The sequence below is a fragment of the Acinetobacter genomosp. 15BJ genome (genome assembly GCF_000400715.1).
Lineage (GTDB): Bacteria > Pseudomonadota > Gammaproteobacteria > Pseudomonadales > Moraxellaceae > Acinetobacter.
This window is the reverse complement of sequence record NZ_KE007351.1, coordinates 12,600-28,901: the sequence shown is the minus strand read 5'-3', so window position 1 is coordinate 28,901 and position 16,302 is coordinate 12,600. Positions and strand designations below refer to the sequence as shown.

16 protein-coding genes are annotated in these 16,302 nt (G+C 41.4%); 4 read left to right on the top strand and 12 right to left on the bottom strand.

What is annotated here, in order from left to right; translation table 11 throughout:
- Positions 1-28: 28 nt before the first annotated feature.
- From msrA to thyA, 5 genes are all read right to left on the bottom strand, one after another.
- Positions 29-553, bottom strand: coding sequence for a peptide-methionine (S)-S-oxide reductase MsrA (gene msrA / locus F896_RS02080; RefSeq protein ID WP_016164975.1), 525 nt, complete (start codon positions 551-553; stop codon positions 29-31).
- A 107-nt stretch (positions 554-660) separates the two neighbouring features.
- Positions 661-1,137 (bottom strand): META domain-containing protein, encoded by a 477-nt coding sequence (locus F896_RS02085; RefSeq protein WP_016164974.1) that lies wholly within the window; start codon positions 1,135-1,137, stop codon positions 661-663.
- A gap of 125 nt (positions 1,138-1,262) precedes the next feature.
- The gene (locus F896_RS02090; RefSeq protein ID WP_016164973.1) at positions 1,263-2,318 is read right to left on the bottom strand and encodes an Lnb N-terminal periplasmic domain-containing protein; all 1,056 of its coding nucleotides are present in this window, start codon (positions 2,316-2,318) and stop codon (positions 1,263-1,265) included.
- A gap of 18 nt (positions 2,319-2,336) precedes the next feature.
- Positions 2,337-2,846: a dihydrofolate reductase gene (locus tag F896_RS02095; protein WP_016164972.1), complete on the bottom strand. Its 510-nt coding sequence runs from the start codon at positions 2,844-2,846 to the stop codon at positions 2,337-2,339.
- Positions 2,847-2,871: 25 nt separating this feature from the next.
- A complete protein-coding gene (gene thyA, locus F896_RS02100; protein ID WP_005192259.1) occupies positions 2,872-3,714 on the bottom strand; it encodes a thymidylate synthase in 843 nt (280 codons plus the stop codon).
- A gap of 172 nt (positions 3,715-3,886) precedes the next feature.
- On the opposite strand from thyA, the gene F896_RS02105 reads away from it, so the two are divergent.
- Complete coding sequence (locus F896_RS02105; RefSeq protein ID WP_016164971.1) at positions 3,887-4,711, top strand: YwqG family protein; 825 nt, start codon at positions 3,887-3,889, stop codon at positions 4,709-4,711.
- 49 nt (positions 4,712-4,760) lie between these two features.
- Here the strand turns inward: F896_RS02105 and F896_RS02110 are convergent, their stop codons facing one another.
- From F896_RS02110 to F896_RS02120, 3 genes are all read right to left on the bottom strand, one after another.
- On the bottom strand, positions 4,761-5,336 hold the full coding sequence (locus F896_RS02110) for a xanthine phosphoribosyltransferase (RefSeq protein ID WP_004655958.1): 576 nt from the start codon (positions 5,334-5,336) through the stop codon (positions 4,761-4,763).
- A gap of 88 nt (positions 5,337-5,424) precedes the next feature.
- Positions 5,425-6,129 carry a DUF3108 domain-containing protein gene (locus tag F896_RS02115; protein WP_016164970.1) on the bottom strand — a complete coding sequence of 235 codons (705 nt, stop codon included), beginning with the start codon at positions 6,127-6,129 and terminating at the stop codon, positions 5,425-5,427.
- A 196-nt stretch (positions 6,130-6,325) separates the two neighbouring features.
- Complete coding sequence (locus F896_RS02120) at positions 6,326-7,006, bottom strand: hypothetical protein (RefSeq protein WP_016164969.1); 681 nt, start codon at positions 7,004-7,006, stop codon at positions 6,326-6,328.
- Positions 7,007-7,247: 241 nt separating this feature from the next.
- On the opposite strand from F896_RS02120, the gene F896_RS02125 reads away from it, so the two are divergent.
- On the top strand, positions 7,248-8,135 hold the full coding sequence (locus F896_RS02125) for an energy transducer TonB (RefSeq protein WP_016164968.1): 888 nt from the start codon (positions 7,248-7,250) through the stop codon (positions 8,133-8,135).
- Between the two features lie 289 nt (positions 8,136-8,424).
- Positions 8,425-10,575 carry a TonB-dependent siderophore receptor gene (locus F896_RS02130; RefSeq protein WP_016164967.1) on the top strand — a complete coding sequence of 717 codons (2,151 nt, stop codon included), beginning with the start codon at positions 8,425-8,427 and terminating at the stop codon, positions 10,573-10,575.
- 71 nt (positions 10,576-10,646) lie between these two features.
- Here the strand turns inward: F896_RS02130 and F896_RS02135 are convergent, their stop codons facing one another.
- From F896_RS02135 to miaB, 4 genes are all read right to left on the bottom strand, one after another.
- On the bottom strand, positions 10,647-10,946 hold the full coding sequence (locus F896_RS02135; protein WP_016164966.1) for an antibiotic biosynthesis monooxygenase family protein: 300 nt from the start codon (positions 10,944-10,946) through the stop codon (positions 10,647-10,649).
- Between the two features lie 11 nt (positions 10,947-10,957).
- Positions 10,958-11,443 carry an rRNA maturation RNase YbeY gene (gene ybeY, locus F896_RS02140; protein ID WP_016164965.1) on the bottom strand — a complete coding sequence of 162 codons (486 nt, stop codon included), beginning with the start codon at positions 11,441-11,443 and terminating at the stop codon, positions 10,958-10,960.
- 67 nt (positions 11,444-11,510) lie between these two features.
- Positions 11,511-12,587, bottom strand: coding sequence for a PhoH family protein (locus tag F896_RS02145; protein ID WP_004655946.1), 1,077 nt, complete (start codon positions 12,585-12,587; stop codon positions 11,511-11,513).
- 39 nt (positions 12,588-12,626) lie between these two features.
- A complete protein-coding gene (gene miaB, locus F896_RS02150) occupies positions 12,627-14,078 on the bottom strand; it encodes a tRNA (N6-isopentenyl adenosine(37)-C2)-methylthiotransferase MiaB (RefSeq protein ID WP_016164964.1) in 1,452 nt (483 codons plus the stop codon).
- Positions 14,079-14,378: 300 nt separating this feature from the next.
- On the opposite strand from miaB, the gene F896_RS02155 reads away from it, so the two are divergent.
- Positions 14,379-16,286: a lytic transglycosylase domain-containing protein gene (locus F896_RS02155; protein ID WP_171069733.1), complete on the top strand. Its 1,908-nt coding sequence runs from the start codon at positions 14,379-14,381 to the stop codon at positions 16,284-16,286.
- Positions 16,287-16,302: the final 16 nt, after the last annotated feature.

Here is a 16,302-nt window from a genome sequence, read left to right as displayed (position 1 = left end):
GCAACTCAATGAGTTGCTTTTTTTGTGCTTAGGCATCTTTGAGCAGATCAAGATACTTAGCGCGTAATTTAGATAGCTTAGGTGGAATGCTAAAGTTGCAGTAACCTTGTGATGGATTACGTGCAAAGAAGTTCTGATGATACTCTTCCGCAGGGTAGAAGGTCGGTACAGGAGCGAGTTCCGTCACAATATTTAGTCCTTCATCTTCCAGACTATGGATGACCTGTTCAGCTTGCTGCTTTTGTTCTTCGTTGAAGTAATACACCACAGAGCGATATTGAGTGCCAATATCATTGCCTTGACGATTGAGTGTAGTTGGATCATGTGTGGTAAAAAAAACATTCAACAATTGCGTATAGCTGATCTGCTGTTCATCGAAATCAATCAGAACGACTTCAGCATGTTGAGTTGTGCCTTGGCAGACCTGTTCATAAGTCGGGTTTTGACTAATTCCACCTGCATAACCACTCACCACTTTCTCTACACCTTTGAGTTGTAGAAACACGGCTTCGACACACCAAAAACATCCACCACCAACGAGTGCTTGTTGCATAAAACTCCCCAATTTTTAATTTTAAGAATGTTACTAAAGTAAACGAAGTGCTCAAAAAGTAAAAGCCCGTGTTTGCAACGAGCTTTTACTTTTTTGTGATCTGTAAATTACGGAAGCGGCTGAATCACTGTGACGAAACTCACCAGAACCTTGCCTGATGCATCCATGAATTTAAGCTCATGGCCTTTGAGTTCATAGTTCGTTGTGCTTGCCAATGCATTTGCATATTGACGTGAGAGCGCACTGTTATCTTGGCCAATACACGCCATCATGGTTGAAGCAATTGGACCGAGGCGTAAGATAGCCCCTTGGCTTTCAAAGCTGCCTTGAATCTGGTTGCAACCATCTGCACCAAAGAAACGTTTGCCTTTGGCGTCAAATTGAATTGCAGGGCGCTTGCCAGAAAGATCATTGCTTTTAATCTCGACACCATTGATATGGGTGGCAATCCAATTACGGTCATAGAGATTGATGCTTTCTTTTTGAGACGCATTGGGTGAGGTTTGGAGAGATTCTGTGGTTGAACAACCCGTCATTGCTACGGCAATTGCCAAAGTACATGTTGTTAAAAAAGGCTTTAACATAAAATTTAAGTCCAAATCATTGTGTTTCTATGCTTGGTATTAGAATAAAACAACATGGAGTGGAGCAGGATATTGCGTATCCTTTTGTAAATGTTCAGATGTTTTTAATAAAATTAGTGGAAAAATCACTCAGTTTTGGGAAGACCTGTACGAATGACATCCGAAAAATATTCACTGCTCTGATTGGGCTGTTGTTCATATTGTTCTGCACGTGGATTGATATGTGCTAAGCGATACCATTCTTTCATGCTGTAGTTTTGATTGAGGGCTTTCAGGTCGTAGAGGTAGTTGGGTAAATAACCTGAGGCCAATAAGCGGTAATCTTTAGGTAAGCGCTGTGGATTAATCGCTTGCACCATGTCAAAGACCAGCGTGGTGCAGTTACTGGTCAGGGTGTTGTACCATTTGGCTTCTGCACGCAGTTCATCTGCTTTGTGCAGATATTCAATAAATAGGGCTTTGCGTTCAGTTGCAGGCATTCTGATCGGGAATAAATAGACCTGTTCATGACGAACATTACTGCGCGTATAGATCAGATCCTTTTCATCTGAAGCCACTAGACTGAGTTCGTATTTACGGAAAAAGCCACCAATTGCAGAAAAATCTTCGCCTTTTTCCTTACGGATTTCAATGGAGAACACCAATGGCTTTTGATCAGAAAAATCAAAACTGACCAGCGTATGGGCAATTTGTGGGCCCATCCAATAAGAGGTAATGACATTGATGCCCGTAATCTTATTCAGATCAATGGTGCGATCTTCCCAGTGAATGTCATAGCTGCCATCAGCATGCCAGTCGAAATTTCGGACATTGTGCAGCTGTACAGTATCCCCACTCTTTTCGTAATGGAGCTGTTCTGCAACTTCAGGGTTCCAATCCCGATCCTGTCTAGCATCTAGGGAAAAATACCAGACTAAGGAGCAGGCAAATGCAACACAATAAATAATGATATCAGTGCGGCGGCTAAAAAGATGACCGCTGACATAAACGCCAATTAGACTAAGTGCAAATAAAACCCATAACACAATTGCAGCGCGGCTAAAAAAACTACCTAAGGGTTGCTGAATCCATAAAGCCAGACAGAGCCAGACACTTGAAAGGATCACACACAAGGTAAACAGACTGTGTAAAAGCCCGATGCCTAAAGCGATGAAAAACTCACGGGATCCAATATTGTGCATGGCAAGCGCGATCCATTATTATTTTTGGTAGGTCGCAAACTCAAAAGTAACCCCTGATTTCTCATCAGTATGTTGTTCCGAGTTTACTTTGTGAAAGTTATCGGAGATTTTTGGGTAATGCGCATCACCTTGAACATCGAGATCAACGTGAGTTAATTCTAAACGATCAGCAATAGCGAGCGTTTGCGTAAAAATCTCTCCACCCCCAATAATAAATAAGGATGCTTTTTCAGCCTGTTGTGCATCTGTAAGTGCACCATTGAGCGCATCTTCGATACAGTGAGCGACTTTAACCCCATCAAAATGCCATTCAGGGTCTCGCGTAATCACCCAGTTGACACGATTCGGTAGGCTACGCCCCATAGATTCAAGGGTTTTACGCCCCATAATCACTACACCACCTTGGGTAATGGCTTTAAAGTGTTTCAGGTCAGCAGAGATATGCCACGGCAAAGCATTGCCTTTACCGATACAGTGATTTTTATCCATTGCAACTACGTGGACAACTTCAGTGCCTTGCCATGCCATTTTATATTCTCTCTAACTAATCGATTTAAACTGCGACGGGTGCTTTAATTGCTGGGTGTGATTCATACCCTACAATTTCAATATCTTCAAATTTAAAGTCGAAAATATCAGTGATCTCAGGATTTAGTTTTAATTGACACAACGGTAGCGGTTCACGGCTAAGTTGTAACTGTGCCTGTTCAAAGTGATTGGCATATAAATGCGTATCGCCACCTGTCCAGACAAAATCACCTACGCCTAAACCACAGACCTGAGCAATCATATGTGTAAGTAGGGCATAGCTGGCAATATTAAACGGGACACCTAAAAACACATCAGCACTGCGTTGATAGAGCTGGCATGACAGTTTGTTGTCTTGTACGAAAAATTGGAACAGGGTATGACAAGGTGGTAATGCCACTTTTCCTGCTTCATTTGGGTTCCAGCCTGACACAATCAAACGACGTGAATTGGGATTGGTTTTAATTTCATTGATCAACCATTTGATCTGGTCAAAGCCATCCTGCTGGTAGCTACCATCTTCATTTTGGGTTGCGCCAAAGTTACGCCATTGGTGACCATAAACTGGACCAAGCTCACTTTCAGGGCGACCAAAACGGGCAGTTTGTTCTGCGGTTGCCCACTCATCCCAAATCGAAACTTTATTATCTTTTAGATATTGAACGTTGGTATCGCCTTTGAGGAACCAAAGTAATTCAATGGCGATAGAGCGAAAATGGACTTTCTTTGTGGTGAGCAGTGGAAAGCCTTTAGAAAGATCAAAGCGCATCTGATGACCAAATACTGAACGTGTACCTGTGCCAGTACGGTCGCCTTTGTCGCCGCCATTGTCGAGGATATGTTGTAAAAGGTCTAAGTAAGTGCGCATCGTGATTCCTAATCGCAAATTTTTATCGGGCTCATCTTATCAGAATTTATGTGATAAATAATGGGTCAATTGAGCGTCATTAACTGTCGTAGTATAGACTTTGTGCTCTGTTTAAATTTAGCTGCTTGTTTTATATTAAGTTCTATAAATAAGTACATGGACAAGCAACAAAATGAATTTTAAACCAGAAACTTTACAGAACAGTTTGCAGCCATACCTAGAAAAAATCTCGGCGACTATTCTGCCAACAGTCACCATGCAACTGACACCCTGTGATGAATTAACTTTATGGCAAAGTAAGATTGGGGGACAACCTTACTTACCGCTGGATGCGACATATCCAGTCGACTCGAATGGCAATCCGTTGGCTTTATTGGCGCAATTTAATTTTGCTGAAATCCCTAATTTACCTAATTTTCCAAATCAGGGAATTCTACAATTCTATATCGCTGCTGATGATTTGTATGGAATGAACTTTGATGACCAACAGCAGCAATCGGGTTTTAAAGTGTTGTACTTTGATCATGTACTGGAGGATGTTTCACAATTAAAACAGGACTTCTCAGAAGTTCTGCTGAGTGAAGATGATTATTTACCATTTACGGGACAGTACGCGATTGAATTTAATCTCACTTCTCAGCCAATGAGCCTTGGTGATTTTGCCTTTGCACCGAAGATTTTAGGCGTCGATGAACTATACGATTTTGAAGATCGATTCGAAGGTGGTGATTTCGAAGATGATTTTATAGAACCTTATGATGAAGTTGCTTCCGCAAGTGGACATCGTTTAGGTGGTTATCCGTATTTTACTCAGACCGATCCACGTCAATATAATGAAAAAGTTCAAGATTATGTACTGCTTTTTCAGCTTGATACCGATGATGCAGAAAATGAGATTATGTGGGGTGATTCAGGTGTGGGGAATTTCTTTATTCATCCAGAAGATCTAAAGAAACGAGACTTTTCCAAAGTGCTATATAACTGGGATTGTTGTTAAATAAAAAAAGCGGATGATTTCTCATCCGCTTTTTTATCAGTGCTGAATCTTATTCAGTAACAAAAGTAACTTTGCCATCTTCTAAAGATTTAACACGCGCTAACGACTCAACGCGGTAGCCTTTTTCCAGCAATACATCGCGGCCTGGTTGGAATGATTTTTCAATCACGATACCCACCCCAACCACTTCAGCTTTTGCTTGATGAATTAAGTCAATTAGACCTAACGCAGCTTGACCATTTGCCAAGAAGTCATCAATTACAAGTGCTTTGTCACTTGAACTAATGTGCTTGTTTGAAATCGCAATGGTACTTTCAGTCTGTTTGGTAAACGAGAACACTTTAGAACGGTAAAGGTCGTCTTTCAATGTTAATGACTGGTATTTGCGCGCAAAAATAACAGGAACGCCAAGCTCTAAACCTGCCATGATTGCAGGTGCAATACCTGAAGCTTCGATGGTAATAATTTTAGTAATACCTGCATCTTTAAAGCGAGCGGCAAACTCTTTACCAATCAGCTGCATCAACACAGGATCGATTTGGTGGTTTAAGAAAGCATCAACTTTCAAAACCTGATCAGATAGAACGATACCTTCATTTAAGATTTTCTGTTCTAAAGCGTACACGGGAGAATCCTCTAAACGGATGCTTGTTCAAGCAAAGGCATATTTTAAAAAGCATCGAAAAAAATGCAAGCCAAAATTGACCAGATGCTTAGTTTGTTTTACCCGAATAGCCTGTTAATAGCAGACCATATGATGATTTTCCATCATTATGTGCCATTTTTACAGGAAGGTAATCGAGTTTTGGTGCTAACCAGAACACGGTATTGCGCTCAGGTTTATCATGCTGCATGACCACTTTGATGGTGCTGAATGTGCCATAAGGGGTTTTGATGTTCTCAGTGCCTTGCTTAACAAAGCGACGTTCATCGATGGCTTTCGCATCTGCAATCAGATACTTGGTTTTCAATGAATTGCTCTTCAAATCCTCACGGATTTGCAGTTCAGCATTGAGTTCATCCAAAGCACCTGCTTGCCATGCAAATGAGCGTGCCGTGTCATCTTTTTTGGTATTCACAATTTTGCTATTGGGATTGAAGTTAATGCTCATCGTGTTGTTGTGAATTAAGATTTTACTGCTGCGACTAAATTTCTGAGAGTTGATTTTATTATCGGCAAAACTAAATTGACTGGTTTCAGATGCAGAAGCAATGCCACCAGCTTTAGCACTGAATTGATAGGTCCAGTTATTGCCTTGTTGAGAAAGAGTACGTGTTGCTGAACCTAGATTTTTATTGTTGTAGCTGAATTGATAGCTGGCTTGGAAAGGCGCCATTGCCAAGGCATGACTAGAGACGCTCGCACTGAAAATGGTAGCCGAAGTAAGACCTAGTACTTTCAATAATTTCTTTGTCATAACACTATATCCTTTGAGCAATACTGAATTGAATCGCTCATTTATCATTACGATTTAAAGATATTATGCCTGTAGATTATGAAGAAAAGATCAGGTTTTTTACTAAGCGCTTGTTAATTTTTCGTATAAATCATGAAGATGTGTATTTTAGGTAGCACCTCATGAGAAATGGGGTACTACCTAAATGAGGTGCATTTTATCGTTTACGATCTTTTTGCTGAATTGGGGTGACTTCGGTATCTTCTAAGTCATGCTCATCAAAATCATTATCATTTGGCGGATACAAAATTGCAGCTAGATTAACATTGCCCCATACGATGAGTTCCGCAGGACGGACACGAGCACGATTAACATGTACTTTACTCAACGTTTCGATAATGCTGGCCTTTTTCCCAAGCCAACGATTTAAATCGAGATAGAGTAAGTCATCTTTGACTTTAACAACTTCAAAATGTTCTAGGATTTTGCCAAGCGGATCTTCTTCACGGAATTTTTGGTAGTACCAAATTGCCACATAAAAGCCCCATTTTTGAAAGATATTTTTGAATTTGGCTTCAATCACTTGGGTATTACTGATTTGCTCAAACACCATTAGTTGTACATTTTGATTCATTTCCATTTGAATCAACTTTAAATCAACCGATAAGGTGGTATGCAGGCCTTTGACATCGAGGGTGGTGTATAGGCGTAACCAACCATCATAAAGATCTGCGTGCAGGTCTTGCATAATGCCGACATTTTCGGTGACATAACGTTCCATCGTGGCATTCACAAAAACTTGTGAAAGTGAAAATTCTCTTTCTTCTTCGATGAATTCTTCTGCTTTTTGGTAAACTTTACGTAGACGTTTAACTACAGATGAAATTAGCGTTTGCATAAAAGTTGTTCCAGAAAGTGAATTGATGAGTAAAGCAATGCCACGATCTTTGTATTCACTAAAAATAAAAAATAAATTTCTGACTTGCAGTGTAGCAAAATTAATTGCTACATTTTCATAAAATGATGGTATGGAAACACTGTAACTATAAGTGGATCACATTTTTGTAAAATTTTGAATATTGGTTTGGTTTTTATACGGTTATGCCGTTGGGGATGGGACATTTTGTCGCTTAAATACCATGTGGAATAAAATAAATTTTCGTTCAGAACTGTCTCCTTATTGGTGGCAAGATCCAATTTTTGTTGGGGCAGTGGCTTTAGCGATGCTTTTGCATGGGGTTGTGTTGGCGATTCAATTTACCATGCCGTCACCCGCTGACACTTCCACCAAAGAAATTGCGGTAAGCGTTCGTCCAAGTACTGAAAAAGTTAAAGATGCAGACTTTTTGGCGCAAGCTGATCAAAAAGGTTCTGGTGACTTCCGCGAAGCACATCGGATGTCGAGTGATATGCCTGCACCGATGCAGGCCGATGCGACTACGGGTGAAAAAGAGCTAGAAAGTCTGGAAAAAATTCAGCAAAAACGAGAGTTAAAATTCGAAGAAAAAGTGCTCATGACGGTTTTGAGCTGGCAAAAGCAAGCCGAGCAGAGCGAACGTAAAAAAACCTTGGATGATCTACAAAGTCAGTTTCAAGCCAAAGCTGCCATGGTGGCGAGCTTAGAAGCACAATATTTACAACGCCAACAAAATTTTAGCCGTAAACAACGGATTAAAACGGTTGATGGCATTCAGGCCAAACAAGATGCATCTGCCGCTTACCTAGATAAATTTCGCCAAAAAGTCGAGTTATACGGGAATCGCTATTATCCTGATGAAGCGAAACAACAACACTTGGCGGGTGAAGTGCGCTTAATGGTGATTTTGAATGCTGAAGGAGGAATCCGAGCGATTCGCTTAATTGAAAGTTCTGGGCATGCAATTTTAGATGAGGCAGCCAAAGCATCGGTTCGCCGTGGTGCACCATTTGGACCTTTTGATGCCACGATGAAAAAAGAAATTTCTGAGTTACGTATCATTCGGACTTGGCGTTTTGATCCGGTCGATGCTGAATTTGAAGTGCACTAGTGAAGGGTGCGCTTCTTATTAGAAAATAATGATGGATAAACTAAAAAATAAATATTTATAAAAATCATTTAATTAGTTTTAATGTGGTCTTAATTTTATTTTAAATTAAATAAAAACAATTAACTAAATTTATTTGTTAAAACTTGAATTGATAATAAAAACAATTATCATTTGCAATGTGTTTTTAGTTAACTCTCCTTTTTGAAAATGAATGCATCCTTCTTAAAATTTATCGGGGGAATGAGGTGCATGTTTTCAAGACCGCTCCCTTGCAATAAGGACATATTTCATGCACCAACATCCAACTTTAAACCTGTTTAAAGCCCGCCCGCTCGTATTGGCAATGGCTGCCATATTATTACCTTCATTGGCTTTTGCAGAAGATGAAGCTAAAGAAAATGCAAAATTGCCAACGATTACAGTAAAAGCAGAAGAAGGGGCTCTGGCTGTAACTGAAGGAAAGAAAAGTTATACCGCTAAAAGTACCAATACGTCGACCAAACTCAATTTATCGCTTCGAGAGACACCACAATCGGTCAAAGTTCTCACCCGTGAGTATTTGGATGATGCCAATATTACATCGTTTCAGGACTTGTTAAATAACGTCACAGGCGTGACTGTGAACCAGTGGGATGAACGTCAGTACCCAACAGCACGTGGGTTTGATGTCGACTATTATCTGTTTGATGGTGTTCCAAGCAATGTTGGAATGGAAGCCAATGATCCTGATTTAACCATGTACGATCGGGTTGAACTGGTGAAAGGTGCAAATGGTTTGATGACAGGTGCTGGGAATCCTGCAATTGCAATTAACATGATTCGAAAACATGCCAATGCTAAAGAGTTGACGGGCAATGTCAGCACTTCTTTGGGCTCATGGAATGCATGGTCAAGTTCAGCAGATATTTCAACACCATTAAATGCCGATGGCAGTGTCCGTGGTCGTATCGTCGTGAAGCATGAGGATACGGATTCTTATATGGATCGCTACGAAAAAACCAATAATGTCGTCTATGCGGTTGTGGATGCAGATATTACTGATAAGACTTACCTTTCAGTCGGTGCGGGTTATCAGAATCTGGAGAGAGATGGCGTTCGTTGGGGCGGATTGCCAGCATTTTACACCGATGGTACTCGAACTCATTTCGATCGTTCTAAATCAGTGAGTTCGGATTGGACATACTGGAATACTGATACCACTACGGCTTTTGCGACATTGAAGCAGAATCTATTTAACGATATTAATTTAAATGTGAACTACGCTTATCGAGAAGTAAAACAAGACACGGCTTTGCTCTATTCATGGGGGAAGCTGGATAGAGCAACCAATACACTCGACTCTTTCATGACCTGGTCTGATGCCACTCAGACCAAAGAAAATAATATTGATACCTATCTCTCAGCACCCTTTACGCTGGGTGGTTTAAAGCAGGAAATTGTTGCAGGTTTTATGTATAACCAAAGCAAGAAAGACAAGTGGTACTCAGGAACGCCGCCGATTGCCTCAGGTGCTGTGCTTGATTTTGATCATCCCAATATTCCATTAATTGGCGCAATTCAGAATAATAACTTGTATCAACCTCCAAATAAGACCACACAAACAGGTGCTTATCTTGCAGGCAAGTTCAGCTTATTAGAGCCATTGAAGTTAATTACAGGGGTACGTTTATCAAACTGGAAATATGAAAGTGATAATGGTGAAGGTAATCGGGAATTTAATAATGAAGTCACGCCGTATGCAGGCTTAGTTTTTGATTTTCTGGATCAATACTCTTGGTATGCCAGTTATACCAGTATCTTTAAGCCAGAAGATAAAAGAGATATGAATCGCCAATATCTTGATCCAAGAGAAGGAAAAAGCTATGAAACTGGCTTAAAAGGTGAGTTTTTAGATGGTAAGTTGAATGCGGCCTTATCGGTATTTAAAACCCAGCAGGATAATGTTGCAGAAGAGATAGTTGGTGTTTTTGTACCTGATACCAATGGTAACCCAACCACTGAGAAAGCCTACCGCAGTGTAGATGGCGTTGAAAGCAAAGGGGTTGAGTTTGAACTAGATGGGGAAATTAAAGACAACTGGAACCTGAGTTTTGGTGTTGCACATTTCAATGCCAAAGATGCGAAAGGTGATGAAGTTCAAACCATGTCGTCAAGAACCAGTGCTAATCTTTTTACCAAATATACGCTGGATAAGTGGAGTGTTGGAGGTGGGCTAAACTATAAGAGCAAATTTTATACTGGAGAAGGTAGTCAACGTATTAGCCAAGATGCATATGCTTTAGCAAACTTAATGGTGGGTTATGATATTGATTCAAATATCAAAGCACAGGTTAATTTGAATAATGTATTTGATAAAAAATATTATGCAGGTATCGGTAATAACAGCATGGTCTATGGATCACCTCGCAATGTCACTTTGACGCTACGCTATCAATTCTAAGTCTCTTGAGAAATAAAAAACGGCTGAATTCAGCCGTTTTTTATTGAAGATGTGGATAAGTTTGCGCTTATTCACAAGTCATTTTGACTCGAATAGGCACGTTCAACTGTGCAGATTTCCACACTAAAATCCTGATACCATTTTTCTTTACCTAATCGCTGAGCAATCAGATGTTCTGCATCGCGTTGCCACTGCTTGATATCTTCAAGGCTATGCCAGTAAGACAATGCAATTTCAAAACCATTTTCACTACACGCTTCAAACTTGATGCAGTTAAATTGGCTCAAGGCTTTATTTCTCAGCTTTTGTGCCATTTCTGAATAAGTCGCATCAAGTTGTTTGATGGTTGCTTTAAAAATAACGATATACATAGGACCTTGGTTTAGCTTTCATCGGCTTGGTAAGGATTGGCGATCCCCAGTTTTTTCAGAATCTCAATTTCTAAAGCTTCCATTTCTTCGGCTTCAGTTTCGCTGGTTTCATGGTCGAAGCCAAGCAAATGTAGAACACCGTGAACCATTAAATGGGTGAAATGATCGCTTGGCATTTTTTGTTGTTCAGCCGCTTCTTGTAAAACCACAGGAATGCAAATCACCAAGTCACCTAAAGGTTCTGCATCCAGTAAGCTGAGCATTTCCTCAGGAATATCGCTTGGGAAAGACAGCACATTGGTCGGTTTGTCTTTTTCGCGATATTGCAGATTGAGCTCATGGCTTTCAGCTAGATCAACACAGGCAATTCCAATTTCACAATTGGCATCAAAACCGACATGGCGCAGTGCAGTTTCGATATGTTTTTTGATTTGACCACGTTTGAGTGGCAATTCCGCAGCTTGAAAGTCTTGTTGAAGACTTAAATTGATTTTCAAAGTAGATCCTTAAAATCGTCCCCCTAAGATGCGACTAAAGCATCTTAAGGGGAGTGGGGGGATTTTTCTAAATGTGTTGCGCATCTGCCGCAGAATCATTTTCTGCAATCAGTGCTTCTTGTTTGGCTTTGCGTTCGGCACGGGCTTCAGCAGACAGGCGTTGCTGTTCACTGTCCCAACCTTCGTAAGCTTCCACAATCTTTTGTACCAATTGATGGCGGACCACATCACGTGAATGGAAACGGGTGATATGAATTTCATGGACATTTTCCAGTACACGTAATGCTTGTGCTAAACCGGATTGCTGCCCACGCGGTAAGTCAACCTGTGTGACGTCACCGGTAATCACGGCACGTGAACCAAAACCTAAACGGGTCAGGAACATCTTCATCTGTTCAGGTGTGGTGTTTTGTGCTTCATCTAAAATGACAAATGAGTGGTTCAGGGTACGTCCGCGCATGTAGGCAAGCGGAGCAACTTCAATCACTTGGCGTTCAATCAGTTTGGCCACTTTTTCAAAGCCCAGCATTTCATATAGGGCATCGTATAGTGGGCGTAAGTAGGGATCGATTTTTTGGGTGAGGTCACCGGGTAAGAAACCGAGCTTTTCACCAGCTTCTACCGCAGGACGAACCAGCAAGATTCGCTGAATTTCATTGCGTTCCAGCATATCAACCGCGGCAGCAACCGCCAGATAAGTTTTACCTGTCCCTGCTGGGCCAATACCAAAGGAAATATCACTTTGTAAAATACGTTGCACATAGCGTTTTTGATTGGCGCCACGTGGGTTAATTCGCCCTTTGCGGGTCTGTAACCAAACGCTATCGAGGCCTGTATGTTCCTGATCTGAATCATCCATTAGTTCACGGTCCGTCTGTGAACCTTGGATCATCAAATGAATGACATCGGCGCTAATTTGTGAGGAAATTTCTGATTCTTGATAGAGCCGTTGCAAAAGTGCTTCGGCTCTTTCGACCGCTTCTATATCACCATCGAGATAAAAGGCATCGCCACGGTGAGTAATTTTGACATCTAAACGTTGTTCGATTTGTTTTAAATGCCCGTTATACGCACCGAGCATGCTTTTCAAACGTTCCAATTGAATCTCAGGGAACGTTACTGTACGTCGAATCGCTGCAGTCAAGATAAACCCTTTTTGTTGCTCTGTAGGAATACCCTTACATTACGCCACGTCAGGTTCAAGATTCAAGAGTTCTCCGTAAACTAAATTTAAAGTTTTAATTTCCGTGATCTCAATCTCTGCGAAACGCCCAATCCACGCGGCGTCACCGATAAATGTCACTAAACGTGTATTGTCTGCTGTACCGATCAAAACATTTGGATCTTTATCAGAAACCTTCTCAATCAACACACGCTCAATTTTACCGAGCATGGCATCCGTTTTATCAATACTCGAACGTTTAATCACTTCTTGTACTTGAGCCAAACGATCTTTTTTCACTTGCTCAGGGGTACTGTCTGGTAAGTCGGATGCAGGCGTACCTGGACGCTTAGAATAAACAAAACTATAAGAGTGATCGAAATCTAGATCTTTAATGAATTGTAGGGTTTCAGCAAAGTGTGCATCTGTTTCGCCAGGGAAACCGATAATGAAGTCGCTGGATAAATGCATATCTGGACGTACTTTACGTAACTTGGCAATTTTATCAATGTAGACATCAATAGTATGGTTACGCTTCATAGCTTGAAGTACATCGTTTGAACCACTTTGTACTGGTAGATGCAAGTGCGAAACCATTTGCGGTAAATCACGGTAGCATTGAATTAAATCTTCAGAGAATTCAAGCGGGTGAGAGGTGGTATAACGTAGACGACCAATCCCAGGGATTTCTGCGACTAAACGCAATAATTCTGGGAAGGTACAAATGTCACCTTCAAAAGTTTCACCACGATAACCATTCACGTTTTGACCGAGTAAGCTGATCTCACGAACGCCTTTTTCGGCGAGGCCTGCGATTTCTGCCAATACATCATCCAACGGACGAGACACTTCTTCGCCACGGGTATAAGGGACCACACAGAATGAGCAGTACTTCGAGCAACCTTCCATGATGGAAACAAATGCTTTGAAGCCTTCCACACGTGGTTCAGGCAAAAAGTCGAACTTTTCAATATCTGGGAAAGAAATATCAACCAATTTGATTTTTTCTTTCTTTGGTTTTTCAATTTGAGCGTGATGCTGATCTAGCATTTGAGGTAAACGGTGCAGCGTTTGTGGGCCAAAGATCATATCCACATAAGGGGCACGTTTTTGAATGTTGTCACCTTCTTGAGAGGCAACACAACCACCGACACCAATCACTAGATCAGGATTTTTTTCTTTAAGTTTGCGCCAGCGGCCTAAACCACTGAATACCTTCTCTTGGGCTTTTTCACGAATTGAACAGGTATTCATCAGCAGAATGTCTGCTTCATTCGGGTTGTCAGTGAGCACATAGCCATGTGAATCACCTAACAAATCTGCCATACGATGACTGTCATACTCATTCATCTGACACCCTTGAGTTTCAATAAACAATTTCTTGATTGAAACATCAGCGGTGTGCATTGGCTGGGTAACAGTGTTTTCTGAAGCAGCTTTTACAGCACTGGGAATGAATGTTTGAACCGTCATGCAGGCTCCTAAACAAGGTGGATTTAAATAAACGGCGGATTATAGCAGCATTTTAAACGGAACGCAGAGAATAAAAAACTGACAAAAATGGACAGTTTATGAATAAAATTGTGCGAATTTTAATGAATATGAATCAGTAATTTACATAACACAACAATAGTGGAAGGCCAGACTTATTACACTATAATGGCAGGGCAAAATTGGGCATAGATATTGATGAAGATGAAAAAGCAGCGTGATTTTAGAACAACCGTAACTCATAAATTGAATAACAAGAAGAGCTTCCGTTGTTTTATCGCAATGGGAGGAATGATCGCATGCTCGTCTGTCTATGCTTTAGATGAACAATTTAATGATGCTTTACGTGCTGCCAATGCAAGCAACACTGCTTTGCTCGATCAATACCAATATGACATGCAAAATGATGCTTTGGGTTATTATCCAGAATATTGGAAACTGAACACCAATCTAGGCTTTCAGCCTGCATCTTCGATCATTAGCTTTGCACAACGCTATCCACAATCGGCAATGGCGGAAAAACTCTCTGCCGATTACGTGGAAGAAAAAGTCAAACTCGGAAGCTTTGCTGATGCCAAGCCTGTACTAAGTTATGTCACCAATCCAGATCAAGAAGAAAGCTGTGCCGTTGCACAAGTCCGTGCAAAAACAGGTGATAGTCTAGTTTTTGCAGAATATAAAGACATTTGGTTAGCGACCAATTCCCAACCTGAATCATGCAATGGTTTGGGGCGTTTGATGTTGTCTAGCCCATTGATGACTACACAAGACCGTCAACAACGCTTATGGGGACAATTACGTGCAGGTCAATCTGGCCCAGCGATCGCCACAGCTCAAACCATGGGCTTGAATCTTTCTTTAGCGCAGTTCAATCAAATTCAAGCCAATCCATTGGGTTATTTGTGGAGCGCACCGAAGTCGAATGATGCCGATTATGCCTATTTAATCTTTGCCTTGGGACGCGTTGCGGATAGTGACTTAACCAATGCTTTGGGCAATGTGCAGCGTGCTGTTCAAGATGTGCCACAACCCGTACAACAATATTTGTATCGTACTATTGGTTATGTCGGTGGTACCACCGTGATGAAAAATGGCTTTAATCGTGAAGTGTTAAATGCCTATGACCAAAGTTATGGTTATCCGTTTAGCCCTGAAGAAGCTGAAATTTATGCCCGTCAGGCGATTCGTTTCGGGGCGTGGGAAAGTTTGATTCGTGCGATTGATGCGATGTCTGTGACGCAAAAACAGGAAGATCGCTGGCAGTATTGGCTGGCACGTGCATCGGAACAGCGTTCAGATGGTGGTTCTAAACAAGCGGCACAGCAGATCTATCGCAAATTGGCACAAGCTGGTGATGACTACCATAACTTGTTGGCAAAAGATCGCCTAGGTGAGCGTTATAACCATCAGCCTTATAATGAGCAGCCAAGCACTCAGGATATTCAACGCCTGAATCAAAATATCCATTTTAGACGTGCGTTTGCATTAAGAGATGTCAATGCGCCCGCCAATTATACCAATCGTGAATGGAACTGGGCAGTTCGCCAAGCCTATTTACAACACGACGATGGTCTGCTTTTAGCTGCAGCGAAACGTGCGCATGATGTCGGTTGGTATGATCGTGCAATTTATGCAGCGGATCGTACCACGTCCCGCCATAATGATACTTATCGTTACGCGACACCACATCGTAGCAATGTAACCAGTCATAGTTACAATGCAGGTATTGATCCAGCATGGGCGTATGGTTTAATGCGCCAAGAAAGTCGTTTTGTAACCTCCGCACGCTCTCATGTTGGGGCAGGTGGTTTAATGCAGATTATGCCAAACACGGCAAAACTGATCGCAAGACAAATGGGTGAAACTTATAATCCTGCGGCATTGAGTGAAATGAACACCAATATTCGATACGGGACCTATTATCTTTCAATGATTCAAAGTCAGTTGAGTGGTAATGCGGTATTGGCAACAGCGGGTTATAACGCGGGTCCAAATCGTGCGCGCCGTTGGCAGCCTGATGCTCAGAATATGGCAGCCGATCAATACACTGAAACCATTCCATTATTGGAAACACGTGACTATGTTAAACATGTCATGACCAACGCTACACATTATGGTGTGGTATTAGGGCAGGGATCGCAATCGTTAGAAAAACGAATGAGCACGATTCCTGTACGTAGTGGGCCTTAAGACACACCAAGATGTT

Bases quoted from the DNA above. Each gene is read 5' to 3' on its own strand.
- F896_RS02085 (WP_016164974.1), bottom strand. From the start codon at position 1,137: ATGTTAAAGCCTTTTTTAACAACATGTACTTTGGCAATTGCCGTAGCA.
- F896_RS02090 (WP_016164973.1), bottom strand. From the start codon at position 2,318: ATGCACAATATTGGATCCCGTGAGTTTTTCATCGCTTTAGGCATCGGG.
- F896_RS02115 (WP_016164970.1), bottom strand. From the start codon at position 6,129: ATGACAAAGAAATTATTGAAAGTACTAGGTCTTACTTCGGCTACCATT.
- F896_RS02135 (WP_016164966.1), bottom strand. From the start codon at position 10,946: ATGTATATCGTTATTTTTAAAGCAACCATCAAACAACTTGATGCGACT.
- thyA (WP_005192259.1), bottom strand. From the start codon at position 3,714: ATGCGCACTTACTTAGACCTTTTACAACATATCCTCGACAATGGCGGC.
- F896_RS02155 (WP_171069733.1), top strand. From the start codon at position 14,379: ATGGGAGGAATGATCGCATGCTCGTCTGTCTATGCTTTAGATGAACAA.
- F896_RS02105 (WP_016164971.1), top strand. From the start codon at position 3,887: ATGAATTTTAAACCAGAAACTTTACAGAACAGTTTGCAGCCATACCTA.
- F896_RS02095 (WP_016164972.1), bottom strand. From the start codon at position 2,846: ATGGCATGGCAAGGCACTGAAGTTGTCCACGTAGTTGCAATGGATAAA.
- F896_RS02130 (WP_016164967.1), top strand. From the start codon at position 8,425: ATGCACCAACATCCAACTTTAAACCTGTTTAAAGCCCGCCCGCTCGTA.
- F896_RS02125 (WP_016164968.1), top strand. From the start codon at position 7,248: ATGTGGAATAAAATAAATTTTCGTTCAGAACTGTCTCCTTATTGGTGG.
- miaB (WP_016164964.1), bottom strand. From the start codon at position 14,078: ATGACGGTTCAAACATTCATTCCCAGTGCTGTAAAAGCTGCTTCAGAA.
- msrA (WP_016164975.1), bottom strand. From the start codon at position 553: ATGCAACAAGCACTCGTTGGTGGTGGATGTTTTTGGTGTGTCGAAGCC.
- F896_RS02120 (WP_016164969.1), bottom strand. From the start codon at position 7,006: ATGCAAACGCTAATTTCATCTGTAGTTAAACGTCTACGTAAAGTTTAC.